At 44.3% G+C, this 18,072-nt stretch carries 12 protein-coding genes; 2 read left to right on the top strand and 10 right to left on the bottom strand.

Going from position 1 to position 18,072, the window contains the following annotated elements; genetic code table 11:
• Positions 1-21 precede the first annotated feature (21 nt).
• From ACGF7G_RS16490 to ACGF7G_RS16465, 6 genes are all read right to left on the bottom strand, one after another.
• On the bottom strand, positions 22-723 hold the full coding sequence (locus ACGF7G_RS16490) for a molecular chaperone (protein ID WP_387466884.1): 702 nt from the start codon (positions 721-723) through the stop codon (positions 22-24).
• Positions 724-790: 67 nt separating this feature from the next.
• Positions 791-1,369 carry a fimbrial protein gene (locus ACGF7G_RS16485; protein ID WP_387466882.1) on the bottom strand — a complete coding sequence of 193 codons (579 nt, stop codon included), beginning with the start codon at positions 1,367-1,369 and terminating at the stop codon, positions 791-793.
• Between the two features lie 805 nt (positions 1,370-2,174).
• Positions 2,175-3,296: a DUF4056 domain-containing protein gene (locus tag ACGF7G_RS16480; protein WP_387466880.1), complete on the bottom strand. Its 1,122-nt coding sequence runs from the start codon at positions 3,294-3,296 to the stop codon at positions 2,175-2,177.
• Positions 3,293-4,438, bottom strand: a complete 1,146-nt coding sequence (locus tag ACGF7G_RS16475) for a BamA/TamA family outer membrane protein (RefSeq protein ID WP_387466878.1) — start codon at positions 4,436-4,438, stop codon at positions 3,293-3,295. Before ACGF7G_RS16475 ends, ACGF7G_RS16480 begins: the two co-directional genes overlap by 4 nt.
• Positions 4,438-5,415 (bottom strand): hypothetical protein, encoded by a 978-nt coding sequence (locus ACGF7G_RS16470; RefSeq protein ID WP_387466876.1) that lies wholly within the window; start codon positions 5,413-5,415, stop codon positions 4,438-4,440. The genes ACGF7G_RS16475 and ACGF7G_RS16470 overlap by 1 nt, the downstream gene beginning before the upstream one ends.
• A gap of 147 nt (positions 5,416-5,562) precedes the next feature.
• A complete protein-coding gene (locus tag ACGF7G_RS16465) occupies positions 5,563-6,756 on the bottom strand; it encodes a benzoate/H(+) symporter BenE family transporter (RefSeq protein WP_387466874.1) in 1,194 nt (397 codons plus the stop codon).
• A 196-nt stretch (positions 6,757-6,952) separates the two neighbouring features.
• On the opposite strand from ACGF7G_RS16465, the gene ACGF7G_RS16460 reads away from it, so the two are divergent.
• On the top strand, positions 6,953-7,621 hold the full coding sequence (locus tag ACGF7G_RS16460; RefSeq protein WP_023044639.1) for an epoxyqueuosine reductase QueH: 669 nt from the start codon (positions 6,953-6,955) through the stop codon (positions 7,619-7,621).
• A gap of 77 nt (positions 7,622-7,698) precedes the next feature.
• Here ACGF7G_RS16460 and ACGF7G_RS16455 read toward each other — a convergent pair whose 3' ends face one another.
• Both ACGF7G_RS16455 and ACGF7G_RS16450 read right to left on the bottom strand, forming a co-directional pair.
• On the bottom strand, positions 7,699-7,803 hold the full coding sequence (locus ACGF7G_RS16455) for a DUF3761 domain-containing protein (RefSeq protein WP_387466897.1): 105 nt from the start codon (positions 7,801-7,803) through the stop codon (positions 7,699-7,701).
• Positions 7,804-7,811: 8 nt separating this feature from the next.
• Positions 7,812-8,021 (bottom strand): hypothetical protein, encoded by a 210-nt coding sequence (locus tag ACGF7G_RS16450; RefSeq protein ID WP_133816306.1) that lies wholly within the window; start codon positions 8,019-8,021, stop codon positions 7,812-7,814.
• A gap of 888 nt (positions 8,022-8,909) precedes the next feature.
• Here ACGF7G_RS16450 and ACGF7G_RS16445 point away from each other — a divergent pair.
• Positions 8,910-10,514 (top strand): toxin, encoded by a 1,605-nt coding sequence (locus ACGF7G_RS16445; RefSeq protein WP_387466873.1) that lies wholly within the window; start codon positions 8,910-8,912, stop codon positions 10,512-10,514.
• Positions 10,515-10,663: 149 nt separating this feature from the next.
• Here the strand turns inward: ACGF7G_RS16445 and ACGF7G_RS16440 are convergent, their stop codons facing one another.
• Both ACGF7G_RS16440 and ACGF7G_RS16435 read right to left on the bottom strand, forming a co-directional pair.
• Entirely contained in the window at positions 10,664-13,528 is a 2,865-nt protein-coding gene (locus ACGF7G_RS16440) for an RHS repeat protein (protein ID WP_387466871.1), read from the bottom strand.
• Positions 13,529-13,589: 61 nt separating this feature from the next.
• Positions 13,590-18,056: a SpvB/TcaC N-terminal domain-containing protein gene (locus tag ACGF7G_RS16435; protein WP_387466869.1), complete on the bottom strand. Its 4,467-nt coding sequence runs from the start codon at positions 18,054-18,056 to the stop codon at positions 13,590-13,592.
• Positions 18,057-18,072 lie beyond the last annotated feature (16 nt).

Genomic DNA, 18,072 nt, shown 5'->3' with positions numbered 1-18,072 from the left:
TTCTATGCTATGCCAGTAATATCACTGTTGAAATGGTAAAGTTAATTTATTTATAGCACCAAAATCATCAACAATAGCCAGAATTAATTTGTCTCCCGCTTTTACTTTTTCATTGGTACTGAATGAATGAGAAGAGAACGGTTTGATGATGGTTCCTTCGTTTAATAAATTAGGTTGCGTATTGGAAGATTTAAGACCGACGATATTCAGGATATAGGGTGATGAATTTTCCAATTTTAGTTGGTTGCCGTCGCGTTTTAATGCAACATGCTGTTCGATCTGTTTAGGTGAAATAGAGAGCTTTTCGGGCCGGTAGAGAAATTTGATCCGGGTACGAATAGCAATCTGCATGACGTTTTTATCGGCAATGTTTTCTGCAATGGGTGGAATATCCAGAACATTTAAATAAAACAGCGATTCACGATCAGTAGGTAGGGTGCTATTAGTGTGCTTTATTCTCAATTGCTGGCCGTTATTGCCATCAACTTTAACTACTGGGGGAGTGAGCAGAAAGGGGACTTTAGCTGTTTCTGGTGTTGAATTAGGATCGCCATCATCTATCCAGGATTGTACCAGAGAAGGTTGATCGCCTGTATTTAATAATTGAACAGATACCTCTTTATTACCGGCCGGATAAATAACCCGGGTTGTATTAATAACGATATTGGCATGTGCAGATAAAGCTGTTACCGAGAATAATGTAGCTAGAAATAATTTCTTCATAACGTTATTTTTGTCAAAGTAAATAAGCCTATTTGGATAAATAGGCTTTATTTGTTGTAGTAAATGATTATAAATAAGCAACGTGATAAGTCACCGTTGTTATTACTTTACCGGGTTCCGCATCAGCAGTGCCTACTTTATAATATTTCGCATAGAAATCGATAACTTCAGGCGCTGGAGTAGAGCCCTTGATTCCTGTATCAAAAGCTTTATTCAGCATGATCGGGGTATTTTCTTCTGCATATTTAGCAATGGCGATACCTACGTTTTTAGGTTTGCCACTTGCATTCAGTTCTTGGTTCATCAGGTATTTACCATCGTTAGCAATGGCGTGTGCTGATGAGAAGTGGATTTTCAACATGGAGGTTGCCGGGTCGAAACCAACTGCATTGGACTGGCAGTTAGAAAATTCCAGTGAAAACGCTTTCTTACCAAAATCAATCAAGCCTTCTTTTTGTCCGGCTTGGGCGACTGAGATAGGTGCCAATACTATTGTCAGATTAGCTGAGACACCACCGTTAATAGTACAAGTGGCGTCAGTAACTGCACCTGAGAAATGTAATGTACCGCCGGCAGAATTATCAGCCGCAACAGCAGAGCCTGTAAAAATAAGCGCGGCGGCAGTGGATAATGCTAGTTTATTCATTTTTCCTCTCCAGGAGTAGGGATATCTTTAATTGATCTTATCAGGGGGCAAAGATAGGGGCCCTGAATCCCCTAATACATTAGAAAGATTTAAAAATAATGACTGTGTCTATCTATAGAATGAGTTTGATTTTATAAGTTTAAAATGAAAATCAATATATTATATGGTTGAAAATAACTCGGTAACTTAAGCCAGCTTGAATGAATTTAATTTTTTCTAATGTAACTTATTATTTTATCTACTTAGATGCAGTTGATATTGTTCATACATGTTTATAACTTGGAAATATACATTATAGACAGGTTGGATTTATTTAAGAAGGTATTTGCATTATTTAAGTTAAATTAAGAATAAACCTCTTTTTACATCGTAAAAATAACAAAAATACTCCATTTTTGAATATTTATTGAAATTATAATCTGTTTGTTTTGGTGTTTTTGCATTTTATTTCTGTTTATGTTTGTTTTTTTGGTTAATGTTTTTGTGATTTTTTTATTTATTTTTTAAATGTTGTTTAATATTAATTATTTTATATCATCTGGTTATTGTTTTTTTATCTTTGTAAATATTTTTATACGGTTTTTTATCCTGTTAAATAATGTCTTGTTAATGCGGGTTTTTCTTTGTTGACTGTGATTGGTATGGTTTTTTTATTATAGATGATGTTGATTTTATATTGTGATGTGACATTATGAGAATGATAAATAATAATCAATTATAGTTAAATGGGATTATTATTTGAGAAATAGTAATCTAAGATTTTTTTCCTCTTTGTGAAGAGGAGCAGTTAGTAGAAATATATGGGTCAATGATTTTCTTGCTGCTCTTTCGCTTTTTCTGCTAATTGTGGGAAATCAAGAACAGTCCAGTAGTGTTCTGGCACTGGAAGCTCTTTCATTTGGTGGCTGGGCCACAATTGTAATTCGGCCAATTCAGATAATATGTAGCTAGAATATTGTTGTGGCAAAGTAAGCCTGAGTGGATATTGCTGCTCTGACGGTACCCTATTCGGTGTACGATCGCTGTGAGTATGATAATCACGTTGAAGAACCAAGCGCTTATCAGGCACACGACGTTTACTGTCCCACCAGATACCATCGATCTGTTCAAACATTTTCCGGGTTTCATCAGAGGAGAGGGCTTTCAGTTCATGCAGTGCAGACGGCAGAATAGCTTGCATTGATAAGCGATATTGCTTCATTGAAGGTACTTGTCCTGCCAATATCAATGAAAGGGAAAGACGCGCTCCCAGCAAATTAGAGTAGAGATCTTCAGGAGAAAACGCAGAGACTTTTTCAGAAAATCCCGGTACAGATTGGTAACCATACCATTGGGCAATTTCATGCCATGCGGCAAGTTCAAAGGCCAGTTTTACCGCCAGATAAGCACTTAGGGTATAACGCTGTTCTATCGCAGCTGGTGGTGTGAATTGATAAAACTGGATGCGGCGTGATGCTAATTCGTTGCCTAATTCTATTTGCCACTCTTCCCCAAGACGAGGCCAAATTTGACTGAACAGAAAAACTGCATTATCAGCCGTATCCCGCACATGGGAAATATCAATGAATCCACCTCTGCGAGTATATATTATCCCTACTTTTTCATTACTGATTCCTGTTAATGAAGCGACGGTGCCAAAAAAGCTATTGTTATAATGATGTTCGCCAAGATCATCGGCATCCAGCACATTAGCTATTTGATAAAAAGGGACTGGAATAGCCAATAATTGTGTTTTCAAATCATAACCAAAAGCACAGCAGGCTCTTAATCCTTCGGGAGAGCGGATTGGGTCAAGAGCAGGCCATGCACGGGTTGCTTCGGCGGTTGTTTCACTATTGAGATCAGGTTGTACTGGAACAATTGGTGAAAAAGTTCCCTGACATCCTGCAACTAAAGTTAGAGCGGCAATCCATAAACGCAATTTCAAAAAGCCTCTCCCACCTGAAAATAAAATCCGTTGCTTTTTTTACCGATACCAAAGTCTAGTCTTACATTCATTTTAGGTTTGAATTCAAAGCGATATCCTGCCCCAACGGTGGGGAGCCAGTTTCCTGAGCCAATATCTTCGGCGTAATGGCTCATGGTGCCGGCTCCCGCCCACAAGACAAATCCGTGTCGCCAGTTCAGTTTGCGTCGATATTCCAGTTGGGTGCTGATAACATTTTTGTCCCGGTACCTTCCTTCATAATATCCGCGCATCCTGTTACTGCTACCCAGCATCGACAGCCTATTCCACGGCACCTGACCATCAGCGAAACGGCCATGATTATTGAATGCCAGTACTGATTTTTCATTTAATTGGTAATAGATGCTGTATTGCATATCAATGGTGTTAAACCGGCGGTCACTACCTAATGCCGGGGAAAAATGGGTGTAGGTAAGATCAAGAACTTGTCCCCGATGAGCGTTAGGCAGAAAATCCCGTGTGTCATAACTGAAATAGGCACTGACACCTGAACTTAATATAGATTGTCCGTCCTTTTCTGCGGCGAATAGTTTTTTCGCGCCATTATCAGGATTTTTGGCGTATAGCGATGAAAAATCCCAGCCAGCGCCCAAATAGGTGGAATCAGCAACCCGATAGAGCACTCTGGGTTGCAGGCGCAGTTCCTGTGATCGGTATTTTTCTTTATTATCATTTATCTTACCTGCGTCATATCCGCTTCCCCAGTAATAGGTGGGAACGTTATTCAGTGTGCCGGAAAGAAAAAAACGCCATTGATCATCAGCAAAAAAACTGTAGTTATCAAATGTGAATCCAAAAGCACCTGTTGAAGAGGCAAATCCATTCAGGGAAAGGGAAGAGATTTGGCTGGTATGGTCGTGACCATCTGGCCGGTAAAGCCCAACGACGGCAACACCGATGCCGGCACCTAATTCAGGGGTATAAAAAGGACCAGGCAAAATGCCCCAGTCAATGGCTTTACTGTTGTCATAGGTATTACTGCCACCTAATTTTTCCAGCCAGCCGTCGATTTTTTCCCTGCTAAGTGGCAATTGACCATACGAGAAATCAGAAATAAAAAAGCTGGCTAAAGCCAGCCCATATAAAGTACAGCGGATTTTCATTAAAAGCGGAACTCACCTGAAATATAGCAGCTGTTACGTTTGTTAAAGCCAATTTCAGTCAGTAAATTGAAATTGCGCGTGACTTCCAGCCTTGCTCCAACGGTATTATTCCAGCGGGAAGCAACATGCTGTTTTACTTTGAATTTCATATCCGGATCCTCTAATGCAGCTACCAATGCAGCAAACTCAGGGGGTAAATCTAGATTATTGATATTCCCTTTAAATTCTTGAGTAATTTTCTGGTACATGCCGCCGGTCCATACCTGCAATTTGGTATTTCCCTGTCCGGGGATGAGTGGCTGGAATGTAAACTCATAACCAACACGTGGCGTGACAACTAAGGCGCTGATTTTACCATCCAGAATATCCAAATTGGTGTAGGTATAGTTGGTATCAAGTGTACCAAAGAACTGGTTGTAACCACCTGCTAGTGTAAAACCGCCGCCATAAGATTTACCTTTAAAATCTAGCTGGAAAGGAATGTCCTTCATATAAGGGAAACCACCAAAATTAACACTCTTGATGTTGGTCTTAGATGTCCCTTTTGTCCAGCCATAAACACCGTAAACATTCAGAAAAGGCAGAACCCAAGTATCCAGCTTAAGCACATGTGATTCATTCTTTTCTCTGGTTTTACCTGCTTGGATATCCAAAACTTCTTCAGTGTCTGGGTTCTTCGGCATAATAATTTTAATATCGTCTACAACGATATTTTGTCGCATATTCATATAACCGTAACTGGCACCAAAAGGCTCCGGTAAGTCATAACCTCTGGCTCTGGCCTCATCTCCCCAAAGAGGAAGTACACGTGATTCCTGTTTATTTGGTTTTCTGGATAAACTACCATCGGCAGTCGTTTGATTTCCACCAGACTGGCTGACAGAAAGAGAAAGAATTGGGCGGTCATCCGCATAGCTATAAGGGATTGCCAGACATGATGAAATAACAGCTAACTTACTAATATCAAAAAGTTTCATAATAGAAAACTCGGTTTGCGAGTAGATAGATTAAGGTTGTTGATGTCCCATCATCATTTTCAGAGTACAGAAGCACCGGCAAACTATCACAAGTTTTATGGATAATAAATATCATAAGGTGCTGAAAATTATAATTTTACTGTACGTTTAATGAGCGGTGTTGTTTTTTCCAGGCAAAGATAAAAGGAGCATGGTTATTACACCACCGATTAATCCCCAGAATGCAGCGCCTACGCCAAGTAGTGTTACGCCGGAAGCAGTGATTAAAAATGTGATTACCGCAGCATCCCGTTGTTTCTCATTCTGCAATGCTTGGAGCAGGCTGCCAGAAATTGTGCCAAGTAAAGCCAATCCGGCGATGGTATGAATAAGAGCAGTGGGTAGTGCGCTGAATAACATGCTGATTGAGCCACCGAACAGGCCAGCGATCAGGTAAAACACACCCGCAGCGGCAGCGGCCATATAACGGCGATTAGGGTCGGAGTGGATTTCCGGACTCATACAAATAGCGGCTGTAATGGCGGCAATACAGACGGAAAAGCCACCAAAAGGAGATAAGATCAGTGCGATCAGCGCTGTCCAGCTTATCAATGATGAAACCGAGACTTGATATCCGGCAGCTTTCAGTGTGGCGATGCCGGGCGCATTCTGAGAGGCCATTGTGACAATGAAAAATGGGACGCCTACACTCAATAATGAAGAGAGTGTGAAACTGGGTGCAATAAATTCAGGAATAGCAAAGGCGATAGCTGATTGTTGTTCAAAATGAATATCGCCCTGCAAAGAGGCGATAATTAGCCCTGATAACAGGGTTAAAACAATGGCATAGCGGGATAAATATCTGCGTGTTAGCAGATAAGTCAGACACATTCCGGCAGTCAGTACAAAATTGACTGAAAACGAAGAAAAGGCATCAAGGCCAAAACGTAACAAAATTCCAGCCAGCATTGCTGCGGAAAGTGCCTGTGGAATATAGTTCATCAATCGTGCAAACAGGCCGGTAATACCACATAACAAGATCAGGGCAGAAGCAAAGATAAATATACCAATGGCTTCATTGATTGATGTTCCTGGCATGGTTGTCACCAGCAGCGCTGCGCCTGGCGTTGACCATGCAGTAAGGACTGGTGTGCGGTAATAAAGCGATAGCCCCAGCGAGCTGATACCCATGCCAAGTCCCAGCATACTCAGCCAGCCACCGATCTGCATGGTTGTGGCTCCTGCGGCTTCCGCCGCCTGAAAGATAATTGCCGCCGAGCTGGTATATCCAACCAAAACAGCGACAAATCCGGCTATAATTGCTGGAAAAGAGAGGTCGCGCAGGGAAATTGTATGGCGCATCGTGGTCTCCATTTAAATTATTTTGGTTAAAAGAATCTGGATTTGTCTATAATTTAGCAATTGCCCCGTAAACCCTCTTTAGGGCGGGGAGCAGTTACTACTATTGTAAAGACAAGTAAGCCATCGGATGAATTCCTTGTCGAAAGATTTGCGGCTAAAATAACTATTTTTATAATTAATTCTTGGAGCCTGCCCAATGGAAAACTTTGTTCGTCCTGTTTTAACGTTACCGGATAGTGCGGAACGATTATTATTGCACTCTTGTTGTGCTCCTTGCTCTGGTGAAGTGATGGAAGCGTTGCATGCTTCTGGCATTGATTACACCGTCTTTTTCTATAACCCTAATATTCATCCAAAACGGGAATATTTAATCCGCAAAGAAGAGAATATCCGCTTTGCAGAACAACACAATGTGCCATTTGTGGATGCGGATTATGACAGCGACAACTGGTTTGAACGCGCTAAAGGCATGGAGTGGGAGCCGGAAAGAGGTGTTCGCTGCACGATGTGTTTTGATATGCGTTTTGAGCGCACTGCTTTGTATGCTTATGAAAACAATTTCAGCATGATCTCAAGCTCTTTAGGTATTTCCCGCTGGAAAAATATGCAGCAAATAAATGATTGTGGAATACGGGCTGCAAGTCAGTATCCGGGGGTTAAATATTGGGATTACAACTGGCGTAAGCAAGGTGGCTCCGCCCGGATGATTGAAATCAGTAAACGGGAAAGATTTTATCAGCAGGAATATTGCGGTTGTATCTATTCATTGCGTGACAGTAATAAACACCGTAAGTCTCAGGGGCGGGATATTATCAGAATTGGTGTGAAATATTATGGTGATGACGATACAGAAGGTGCTTGTTAAACCATTTACTTTTAATATGTTGAGAGGGGGGATTTGTCCCCCCCTGAATTTACGACTATTACACTATCAAACCCGTGTTATAACCATTTATCGACACCGCCATGATGGGAACAAGTTCCTCTACGATGTTGGCTGTAACTGAAAGAACCATCTCTACAGCGCGCGGTTGCCTCAGATGAGATGGGAGAACTCAGTGGGTTTTCTTTGCTTCTTTTGTCGCTTTATGATGCGGATGTTGTTTGCCTTCTTTAGAAGTGGCTTTGCCTGATTTAGTTTTCTCCATATGGGAAGGTGTAACTTGAGTATCCGAAGATTGGGTTGCAGATGTGGTTGGTGCGGCTAATACTGCGCCAGAGAATAACAGTGATAATGCAGTTATAGATAAGCCTAAACGTGTCATGATAATTTTCCTGTGTTTTAACTTTGTTGTTTCATTTGCTGGGATACATTTTTAGCGCCTAACAAGCTACTTGATATTCCAGATTTGTTTTAATGCACAGTGAGTATACGTTTGTGATCATTAATTCAGCAAATTTAAGATAATACCTTTTTATGGTTTTTTATAATTTGTTGAAGAACCGTTGAAGTTTTTTGGCATGGTTTGCCTGATAACAGGGATCGTCGGTTTAATGGCAATGGTTTTCTATGGTTGATTAATGAGCGATTGTTTCAGGAGATGTCGTTAATAACCGGACATTCATTATCATGACTAATGTGGCATGCTTTGTTGGTCATTGACCAATCTATTGTTCGACTGTTTTTCGTCAGTGTTTAGGTTTGTCTCCCTGTATCTTGTGCCAGTGAATTATAGAGAATAGTCATGTTTACGAAGGAATAATTCATTGCCATACTTACAAAGGAAAATGCCAGACTCTTATTACGTGTACACTATGGGAGATATATAATGACAAATGGCATTAAGTTGTAGAAATAAATAGTTATCTCCAAGGGGTTCTTTCTGCAATAATTAATTAAAATAAACATAATTTAGTGGAATCATCCTATAATAATGTTTTTTATTTAGATGGGGTGGAATATTATTACAACTAATTCTATGTCCTTTGTGGACAACGGTTAAAACTACACTATTATTAAATTGATGCATTGAAATAATTAATGTGAATTTAGCCGTTCAGTAACTACATCACAGTGGATAATAACATACTGAATATATTAACGCTCTATTAGGGAAAAACGTATACCGTTCATGATGAAAAGGCAATGAAACGTCATGGTAACTCATTGGCTGTAGTCAGAAAAGTAATGTTAACCAAGTGGAGATAGATGTATGTCTAAATACAAATTAAACCGATGTTTATTAGCAAGTACGGTATTATATTCTTTCATATCAGGAAATGTTATTGCCGCCAATCCTAAAATAACTGCATATTATCTGAGTGGACCTGCTGCGCAGGTTGATTCTCAAGAATATTATGCCAGTCTTGATAATTTTAAAAAATTAAGCAGAGATATTGCCAAGAACAAAAGTAACTTTAATACGCTGGTGCTGTCTTTTGTCCAGCCTGGTTTGGTTAATTATGAGAAAAACAGCCTGAAATGTTCAGGATTGTTTGGTTATACCTGTATCTCTGGTCAAACTATTAGTACAGGAGAAGCTGAAAATGCCAGATCTGATTTTGTGACATTAAAAGGTATTATCGCTGATTTAAAATCTCATGGAGTGGGTACTTATATTGCTGTAGGCGGGTGGAACTTTAGTTGTTATCCGAAAATTTATGATATAACCGCCAAGAAAAAAGAGGCTTGTGGTAATGAACCAGGTGCGGTCTATGATATTTTCCCTAATCCAATGACTAAAATTCCCCGTTTTGATAGTAGTATTACGGGTAAGGCGGCAGATGATGTATATAGAAATATTGTTAATTTGGCTGCTGATTTAGATGTAGCAGGGATTGATGTGGATTACGAAGAGTTTTGGCATGCTGATATTAATGCCAAAAGCTGGAAATTAACGCCTGACTCAATCAAGGTTCCCTCTAATAACAGTGAAACTTTTATGACATCAACGTTAATAGCAAAGGGGTTAGGTGGTTATGTTTATGATGCGTCAATGAATATTGTCCCTGGCGCAGAAAGAATTCCCCGTGCGATGCCTGCAACCGTGGATAAATTCGCCGCTATTTTAACGTCTTTTTACACCTCAATTAATGCAGTTAAACCGTCGCTTCAGTTAAGTACCGCCGGTCCTGCAACTGGGGGGATCCCAAATATGTCCGCTAACTGGGGAACCAACGCGAGGAACAGTGATATTTATGGTGGTGCCTGGTGGGGGGGAAATCTCTATGGTTTGATTTATAATACCGCGTTGAGTTACCCCAAAATTATCAACCGACTCAGCTATATTGGTGTGATGACTTATGATTTGAGTGAAAAAGACTGTGGATTTATCGGGGGAGGTGAAACGTATATTCCTTGTGACCTACCCGGACAAGTTAAGTATTATTATGGTCAATATATTAACTGGCTTAAATCAGGTAATGAAGTTGTGACTTTCCATGTCAAACTGAAAGGAGCGCGTAATTACGCTCAGGCATCAGTTCAACCGCAAAAGTTATTGGTTTTGCCACCTATTACAGTGGGATTTGAAGTGGGTAAACCTGCAACCGGCAATTTACCGCTCACCAAGGCTAAGCTCAACAGCATATTAGATGGTACGATCAAATACGGTAAAACAGGCCTTATTATGTGGGATCTGTTTAAAAAGGAACGTTATGACGGAAATAATTGGAAAAATGAGTGGGCAACACCTAATGATGTTTTGTCTATTGCCTGTAAAAAAATAGGACTGACAGGAGAGCATTATAATTGTGATAGCTCTGTCCCGACACCTGAGCCTGTCCCGGCTTTTACCAAGAGAAAAAATCAGGATTGATGTTTCATTTTTAATTCTGAGGGTATGCAGGTTTCCTTTGAAGGCGACCTGCATGATTATATAAGGGCAGAAAAACATACCGGAAATGCTGAATATTCGTATTTGCAACGATGCCAGCTCAAACTTTTTGGGATGAGCTGGCTATTTCTTTATCGTCTGCCACGCAGCAGTGGCCGGCTGGTAATCTGAGATGGCTTATTCATTAACTTCCAATGCTCATTTTCCGAATAGACTCTTCCACTCTTAGGAATGATAGAACCAACGAGTAAATCAACATGGTGAGGTTGTAGGCCAAGTTGGTTAAATGCTGCAACATCGACATTCATGGGTGCTGTCGGGAACTTTTTGTAGTCCTTTTCTAAAATGGCATCTTCTGCGATCGCTTTAAATACCGCGGAAGGTATCTCGAATGATTTTATAACAAACGGCAGTTTTTCTTTGGGGTTTTCAGTTTTTTGTTCGTAAAACTGTAATGCCCGACGTGGGTTGCCGAAATTATAGAACGCGAGATTGCCACTGGATTTACCCTTATTGGCAGCAATATAATTTTTAGAGAAGTGATACCATCCACCTCTTTTCTGCGCCTCGCCTGGCATGGTTTTATTCAGGTAGTCTTTTTTGCCGCCATGTTCGTTATTCCTGTTAGGAATCGCTATTTTCACGCCTCCAGTACCGGTAATCCCAGTATAAAGAAACTTCTCTGATTGTTGCGCCACTTCCACACGATAAACAGTGACGTTTTCAGTTGTTATGCCATGCAGGTTAATTTCTTCAGCCGTTGCCACTTTAGGTTCTGCAAAAGGCAATTCGTTAAAGAGAGCTGATGTTTCCCGTTCCTTGGTCGGCCCACGATAAGCTTCATGCCATAAACTGTTCGTGCCTGATATTTTTGGCGCAAGTTCATCGCGTGTACCCAAACTATGCTCGCTAAAAGGTAATTGCTTAAATGCTTCCCGGGTATGCCACTGTTCCGGTGTTAATCCATCCGGATCATGTAATGTCACCGGATTATTCCGAACCATCCTGTAAAGGTTCACCCCATCCGCTGTTCCGGCAGGGTCCGCACTTAGCCATCTCCCTACCCACGGCTGATAATATCGATAACCATAGTAATACAGCCCCGTAGCATCCCGTTCTTTGCCTGAGTAGCGAGTAAATTTGTAACTGGCTTCAGTTTGGTTTCTCACTGCCCACAAAGCCGTACCACCGAATGGATAGTATTCTTCGTGGCTGATAATTATCCCTTTGTGATCCAGTTCAAGCTGGCTGGAACCGGTAAGGTTATCGTAGCTGTAACGTACTTGATTGTTTTTGATATCTGTTGGTGGTTTGGTTTCCCAGTGCAGTATCCGTACTTGTGCGCGACCGGCTTCACCCACGGTAATGACTTGTAAGTCCTGTTTGATGATAGCGCTATCTTGAGTTGTTCGCAGCTCCAATCCTGGCAGATAAATGACTCGCTGTTGGTAGGTGGGGTACCGGGCTTGCTGTTCACTCATTTTCAGTAATCGTATCCCATCGCTGCCATAGCGATACCACTCTTTATTACTATTGATGTTGTTTCCCTGAGTTGATTGTGTCACTTGTTGCAATTGACCGCGAGTGTCCCAGCTCAGGTGGTGCCCCTGTACTAATGTATTCTGGTGGCCGCCGGCGTCAAACGAATCATCCACAAGCATTGGATTCTCGGTCAATGTGCTCCACACTGCGCGGTTACTGCGGTTTGAAACCGTTATATTTGTGGTATAGCTGCCTTGGATGGCGGGTGAAATGTGTTGGATTCGCGTCAGATTGCCGCTACGGTCATAAGTATAGGTACGGATATATTTAGTGTAAGTATTGCTGTCAGAAGGCAGAATAGGTGAAGGTAGCAGGTTATTGTGCTGGCCGATATTCGCCATTTCCCGGCCAGTTGCTTCGATTAACTGGTATAGAGAATCATAGCTATAGGTATTCTTCGGTACCACTTTCTGATTGCGCCAGAAACGGGTGGCTTCTGCACTATTACGAATATGAACGACATTCCCCACTGGATCATATTCATAGCGTAAATCTTGTAATACTTTATTGTCTAAGATGCGGCGGGTGGTGATGCTAATCAGACGTTGTGTTTCCGGTTCATAAATGTATTCGGTCATCACACCGTTACCATGTACTTCTTGCAGTTTCTGCCCAGCGGCTGAATAATTCAGGGATTTGACGATAATCTGTTCACCCTGGTCTTTTACTGTCAGCTTGCTGCTGTTCAATTGTCCGGCAATATTGTAGGTCAGATGCTGTATATTGCCTTTCGTATCTGTCTGCGTCAGTAACGCGCCAGTAGCGTCAAAGGCGCTTTGTGTGATGTAGGTCTCGCTGTCCAGGCGGCTCTGGTTGGTGTCTTGGTTATCATTTCTCCAGTCTGCCTGATAATTATCGGACAGCAATTGACGGGATTGTGATAAGACGGTCCCGGTTAGTGACCGGCTTTCTAACTGGGTTAGTCCCGCAGTGTCATAGTGATTCACACACTGGCCGACAAGGTTGTGGTCTTTTTCTGCCTGTATGTTCCGGGACCAGATAAGGCGTTCAGTCACGCGTGCAGTTGCTTTTCCAGATACCTGTTCAGTGACTGATAACAAGCGACCCGGCAAGGAAGCGGCTTCATATTGCCGGGTTTGTATAACTTCGGTTGCGGTTTTTGTCAGTACCGGGCGGCCTTCAATATCATTGAAGGTGACAGTGTGGCCTGCATCAACACTCTCTGTACTCAGGATATTGCCGGTCAGATCGTACTGCCAGGTAAAATTGGGCTTCACTGAACTATCAGTTTGCATCGTGTCATACAGGCGTGGATCAATACTTTGGATCCGATATCCATAGGCATCGTACTGATGACGAGTGATACGGGTATCGGTATCACCCCCTGCGGTGGTGCGGTGAAAACTGATTTCACGGATAGTCAGGCCACGGTTGTCCCGAACGCTGACGGTAGGAGTACCGGCAAAGGTTGCCGGATTAAAAAAGGATGTCATGTTTCTATTCCTCATGTTGATAGATACTGCCCCGCCATGTACTGCGGGGCAACGGGTAAAATTATGGGTTTCTTGACGCGGTGTCGTTTTCATCCTCACTGACGATAAACCACGGGGTGTACTGTTTTTCCCGCAGGTATTTCTTCGCGGTGATGACTTTGTATTCACGTCCCAATGGATCATAAAGATGAGTATCGGCGAATAGGTCATCGCGTGCGCTGTCGTCACTGACATAGCGCCAGTCATTTAGAAAATAGGGTTGATAAGTGCGCACCGGCTGACCTTTGTCATCGTATTCCGTGCGACCGGAAACGGCCCAGCGGGTATCTGTTGATGCACTGACCAGTGTCCCATTAGCATCCACTACCAGCCCGCCGTCCTCTTGCCGTTGCCAGGCATCACCGGATTCATGGCGAACTGAACTCTGGAGTAACCGACCAAAACCGTCGCTGAAACTCACCGTTTGTTGGTGCTGCTGCTGAGGTTCATTGTCGTAACGATCGGTGGTGATCATCAGCCCGTGTGGAGGCAAACGGGGAATATCCGCCAATAAGGAGGCTTCATGAACAGTCAGTTTCTGGCTGTCTGCCGCGCGTTTCCTGCCCAGTGCATACACCTTCCCATCCTCGGTGACTACCTGGGTGGTACGCAGTTGCTGCCACCGGGTTTCGACCTCTTCTGGTGATCCGAAAAGCTGAGACGGGGATAGTGATGGCATCCAACTGTCAACGGCATAAACTATGCATTGAGCAAGGGGAAGTGCACCGGTTAACGCCAGCGCTTTATCAACGGAATCTGGTGGCGTAAAGGGTTTCTCTGCTGGTGTTGAATAACCTGTGGCTTGTCCGGACTCCGTGCCCCAGAATCGGCTGGTGGTCACGCGGCCCAGCGCATCCAGTGTCACAATGTGTTGATTATCATTAACATCTGTCAGTTGTACCGGTGTCAGGAAACGATAATCGTAACTGGCTTGGGTGATTAAGCCAGCGGCATCCTGAGTTTGTGTTGCTACACAATGATAGGTATCCCATTTCAGGGTAGTTTTCCCTGTTAGTAATGAGTTACGTTGAGCCTGAGGCCGCCAGAACTTGGCCGCATCACCGTAATCGGTATATCCCTGACGAGCCACCCATACCTGACTTTCTGATCCGGTATTAAATAGCCGTGTTACTTGTTGATAACCGGCCTGTGTCAGTGCGGTATTCAGCTCTTGCTCTTCCATGACGTCTTTGTAAGCCTGCAATGAAGTTTCGTCCATTATGGCAGTTTCGCTGAATGCCACCAGTGCCTGAAGTGTCGGTTTTTCCAGCGGTGTTTCTGATTGACCTGCGGTATAAAATGTTCGTTGTTGTCCCAGATAAACAGCAGCGTTCTCATCTGTCAGCAAGCCATTTTCTTTCAGCAACACTTCAAGCGAAATCCCTTCTGCCGGAATTTTAGTCCGGTCATAGGTGTAAACATCACTGCGTTGCGCATCAGGTAAACCCAGCCGCCAGTTTTCTCCGTCAATCAGGTGATACCAGTGACTTTTTTGCCGAACCAGACGCAGCAACTGTTGCTGGTCATCATAGCTGCTGTCGAACAGTGTATCCGGCAGCGTCGGCGGATAGGGATTTTCAGCGGGTTTTACTCTGCGCGGCCAGGCAATATCAACGGCTTGCAGCGTCTGACCAAAAATATCTTGTTGCAGTTGGATATGCTGGGTGAGTTGTGGATCACTGGCAATACGCTCATAGTGATAGCTGCGGTTTTCAATGGCGCTGACCCAAACGGCTAATTCAGTTTCTTTATTGACGGGAACAGACCGTGCCTGATAGCGCGACTCACTGACGGTATAAGGGATTGTTTGATTATCTGTTCCGTCCAGACCATAGACCTCATTGCGCAACAGCCGGCCTTTAAGTGCTCTGGTCAGCCAGTTACGCTGTGTGTCATTGGGGGTGAACACTTTGTCTGTTTGGCTGGCATTGTCCCAAATGGTATAGCGGGTTTCAAATCCGGTGTAAACTTGAGTATCTCCCTGCCAGTACTCTGCTGCTAACTGGTTGTCTACTTCATCCATCCCGGTGGCAAACCAACTGATACTCAATGACGGTGCGGCCTGTTCCGGTGCGGTGCCGTGAGAAAACGTCGTGGTATCTGTCTGTCTGACACAACCAAACCCTCTGAACTCCCGCTCCTTACCATCCCAGACGCCGTGGCTGTAGCTGACTTCACTGGTGAGTCGGTTACCGCTGATTTCATCCTGAATTTCGGTATGCCATAGCAGATGTATCGGAAACGGCAGGTAGCAAGCTGGTGACTTGCCCGCTTGAGTGAGCTGTAATTTCTCATCCAGCCAAAATTGGGCAGAACTGCGGTAATGCAGGGTGTGATGTGCGCCCCGGTTATTGTTCATCACATTTAACAACCAGGGTTTGGTCAGTGACAGGTCACAACGCCAGTGATGTGGTGCCATATGAGGCACGGTCAAAATCAGGCTGGCTACTCCTAGCCCTTGGATATCAGCAACCTGTAGCTGACAGGTGTTATCGAACTGTACCCCTTCAGGCAAAGCTAATGTTAGTGGGGCATCAAACTGATTACCGCTTTGGTTGAGATAAAGCAGCAGGGCGTTGGATTGAGCATAGATAAGGTCGGTGGTGCCGGAGCCGTCAATATCGGCCAGAAACAACTGTTCAGGGTTAAAGCTGCTTTCGGGCTGGCTGAATCCTGGCAGGGTCAGTGGCTGACCGAAACGGCCATGTCCTAGATTGGGCCAACAAGTGACGCTGTTAGCACGGATTTCCACCAGATGTTGCTGGCCGGAACCGAGCATGTCACCGAATGCCACCAGTTTACGGGCGTCGGTTCCGCTGACCGGCAGGGTGATACCTGCGGATTGGGACACATCCTGACCTTTGCTCCAGCCATCTCGCTGGTTCGCATACAGACGTACACTTTTCGGCCCGATTAACACCAAATCGGATAAGCCTGCCCCGACAAGGTCGGCAAACTGGGCGCGTGGATGGAAATATTCCATTGGCAAAGCATTGATTGGCGTAAAGTGGGTCCATTTACCGTCGGGTTGTTGGCTGTGGTATCCCCGAATACCGGAGGTGGTAACCACCCAGTCCAGTTGGCCATCCCCGTTGATGTCCATCAATGAGGCATTCTCCTGCAAATTGGGCAGAGTGGGCAGCGGCGCTATTTTGCTGTAGGCCACGGCATTGCTGTCTTCGCCTTCCTGACGTTGTGGAGCTTTATACCACCAGGCGCCACGTTCCTGATATAACATGCCCGGCAACCCTTCTCCCCGCAGGTCAACCAGTTGATAACGTTGCTGGGGATTAAAATTATCCAACGCATCGAACCGTTGCCAGGCCGGTATTTTTTCATGGTCGAAGCGTTGCCAGGCTAACTCCAGAGGGGCCAGGGTAATAGGATTGCCGTTTGGTTCGTGGCTCAATTGACGGGCGGCAGTCAATGTGGTGATGCCGGCATTTTTGTCATAGTCCAGTATCAGGCGTCCGACCAGCTCCGGCGTGTCATTTGTACCGACGTCTCCGGCCAGCAACGCGGTGCGGTGAAACATCAGCACTTGCAGACACAGGCGGCGGGTACGCACTTCAAAACCGTATTCATAACGGGAGAAAGTGTCCGGGCGTACAGACCATTGCGCTGTACCCGTATCCCATGTTGGTACGGTATACAGTGAGGTGTCCCGTTCACCGTGGTCAAAGACCAGATGAAATAACCACTCTTCCGGGGCAGGTGGTGTGTTATCCAATATAAACAGGCTGGTTTGCGGTTTGACATTCCCATAATTCACCTGCACCAGATAGCGTTGTGCTGTGGTATTCGGGTGACGTGTTTTTTCGTTATCGTCGCAATTAGCTTCATCTTCGGCCTGGTACTGGTAGCTGACATGCTCACCGGTCGGCGTCACGGTTTCTTCCAATAACCACTGGGCGATTTGCTGGTCATTTTGCGGATTAGCCAGGCAAGCCTGTGCTGTTTTTCCCAGAATGTGTAATTGTCCGTCCGGCGACGATATCAGCCAGAACGCACGTCCTTCCTGACCAGAGGCCGGTTGCCAGTATTCTATTTTACTGAAATCCTGTATCTGGCGGGGCTGATAGCGGGTCACGGTATAGGAAACCGGCAGGGTAACGCCTTGCAGCGCCTTAACGTCCTGTCGAATATCGGGTTGTCCCTGATCATTTAGGGCGATGTTCATCACCTCGCCGCCCGGGGATAAAAATGTGTCGTTATTATCGTACTGTGGAATGCCGTGTTGAGTACGTCGGCTAATGGTTGTAACGCCGCATTGCCAGCCGATACCAAAAGGTCCGTTGCCTGCACTGCTGCTATAAGCCAGCGATAGCCCAGGAGTAGTACCCCGCCCGGCAGAGAGAGGTAACGGCAGGGAGAGAGTTGCCATTCCATCAGGACCGGCGGCGTTAAGTGCTTCACCCATACCACTGATAGCGCCGCCGCCTTTGGGGAGTGACAGCGTTGTAACCGATACTTCTGATGAATCCTGCATAAAATACTCCTTATGA

The organism is Photorhabdus sp. RM323S, from assembly GCF_042879375.1.
GTDB classification, from domain to species: Bacteria; Pseudomonadota; Gammaproteobacteria; order Enterobacterales; family Enterobacteriaceae; genus Photorhabdus; species Photorhabdus tasmaniensis.
The sequence above is the reverse complement of the archived record's forward strand: the minus strand, read 5'-3'. Positions and strand labels throughout refer to the sequence as shown.